1 protein-coding gene and 1 pseudogene are annotated in these 2,159 nt (G+C 66.7%); both read left to right on the top strand.

Annotated elements, in window-relative coordinates; all coding sequences use genetic code 11:
* Positions 1 to 1,512, top strand: a 1,512-nt coding sequence (locus AHiyo1_RS09515) for a PTS fructose transporter subunit IIC (RefSeq protein ID WP_059388407.1), incomplete at its 5' end; no start/stop codon positions are given.
* Between the two features lie 33 nt (positions 1,513 to 1,545).
* Positions 1,546 to 2,159 (top strand): annotated as a pseudogene (locus tag AHiyo1_RS09510) (phosphoenolpyruvate-utilizing N-terminal domain-containing protein); the annotation flags it as partial.

The following is a 2,159-nucleotide window of genomic DNA, read 5'->3' as shown; positions in this document are numbered from 1 at the left end:
CGCATCGTCGCCGTCACGGCCTGCCCCACTGGCATCGCCCACACCTACATGGCAGCCGATTCCCTCGTGGCCGCTGCCAAGGAAGCGGGCGTCGACCTGCAGGTTGAAACCCAAGGCTCGGGCGGATTCACCGCGTTGGACCCGGCTGTGATTGCCGCCGCCGACGCCGTGATCTTCGCGGTCGACGTCGATGTCCGCGGCAAGGAACGCTTCGCGGGCAAGCCCGTCATCAACGCTCCCGTGAAGCGCGGCATTGACGAGCCGGCCAAGATGGTGCAAGAAGCCCTCGCCGCCGCATCCGACCCACATGCACACCGCGTCCCGCATTTCGGTGCCGAAGAGAGCGCCGAACAGGCATCCGCAGCTGCAAGCGAGCACCTCGGCACCAAGGTCAAGAAAGTCCTGCTGACCGGCGTCAGCTACATGATCCCGTTTGTCGCCGGTGGCGGCCTGCTGATAGCCCTCGGCTTCCTGTTGGGCAGCTACGAAATCGCCGGAGTTGCGGACAAGATCCTTGCCGCGAACACCCTCGTCAACCTGCCCACCGATTACCCGGTCCATGCATGGGGTCCGTTCGGCGCCTACCTCGGAGCCGTGCTGTTCAAGATCGGCGCGTTGTCCCTCGGCTTCCTCGTCCCTGCCCTGGCTGGCTACATCGCCTACGGCATCGCGGACCGGCCTGGTATCGCCCCGGGCTTCGTCTCCGGTGCTGTCGCCGGCTACATGGGCGCCGGCTTCCTCGGTGGCCTGGTAGGTGGCCTGCTCGCTGGCCTCACGGCACACTGGATCGGCACGTTCTCCGTTCCACGCTGGTTGCGCGGCCTCATGCCCGTGGTCATCATCCCGCTCGTCGCCTCGATCGTCGCTTCGGGCGCCATGTTCCTCTTCCTCGGCGGCCCGATCGCGGCCATCTCCAAGGGCCTCAGCACCTGGCTTTCCGGGATGACCGGTACTTCGGCGATCGTGCTTGGCATCATCCTTGGCCTCATGATGTGCTTCGACCTGGGCGGTCCGGTCAACAAGGTTGCCTACTCCTTCGCCGTAGCCGGCCTCGGCGCCGGCAGCCTCGCCAACCCGGCCCCGCTCCAGATCATGGCTGCCGTCATGGCCGCCGGGATGGTGCCGCCGCTCGCCATGGCATTGGCAACCGTGCTCAACAAGAAGGGCTTCAGCCTCGCCGAGCGCGAGAATGGCAAGGCCGCCTGGCTGCTGGGTGCTTCCTTCATCTCTGAAGGCGCCATCCCGTTCGCCGCTGCCGACCCGCTCCGCGTGATCCCCGCAAGCATGGTGGGTGGCGCCGTGACCGGTGCGCTGAGCATGGCCTTCGGAGTTACCTCCCAGGCACCCCACGGTGGCATCTTCGTCTTCTTCGCTATCGGCAACGTGTTCATGTTCATCGCATCGATCGCAGTCGGCGTAGTCGTCACCGCCCTGGTCCTGCTCGCGCTCAAGCGTTGGGCGGTCCGGAAGCCGGTCGAGGCAGAGCAGGCTCCTGTTCCCGTCGCGGCCTGAACAACCGCTAATAAGCAAGTAGAGGACTATTCCATGCAGACCTTTTCAGGTGTAGGCGTTGCCCCGGGGCGTGTTCTGGGGCCGGTGCGGCAGATGCCGAAGCCGGTGCAAGAGCCCCGTGAGAACGTCAATATTCCTGCGGACGTTACCGTCGAATCGCAGGGCCAGCGCATCAAGGATGCCGCCAAGGCCGTGCAGGCGGAACTCCGTGCCCGGGCCGCGACGGCGTCCAGCGAAGGCAAAGAGGTCCTGGAAGCAACAGCCCTGATGGCCGCCGATCCCATGCTGGTGAAATCGGCCATCAGGCTCCTCTCCCCCGAGGCTCCGGGCGGCGCACGCACCGCCGAACGGGCCATCTGGGAGGCCGCTGCAACGGTTGCAGACTCGTTGAAGGCCCTTGGCGGCTACATGGCAGAGCGCGTGGCCGATGTCCTGGACGTCCGCGCCCGCATCGTCTCTGAACTGCGCGGTTTGCCCGCGCCGGGAATCCCGGCGTCGGACGTTCCGTTCATCCTGGCCGCCGAGGACCTAGCCCCGGCAGACACCGCCACCTTGGACCCGCCAAGGTGATCGCCCTGATCACCTCGAGCGGCGGCCCGCAGTCCCACACCGCCATCCTGGCCCGCGCCCTCGGCCTGCCCGCGATC

This window comes from Arthrobacter sp. Hiyo1 (assembly GCF_001263615.2).
Taxonomy (GTDB): domain Bacteria; phylum Actinomycetota; class Actinomycetes; order Actinomycetales; family Micrococcaceae; genus Arthrobacter.
The sequence above is the reverse complement of the archived record's forward strand: the minus strand, read 5'-3'. Positions and strand labels throughout refer to the sequence as shown.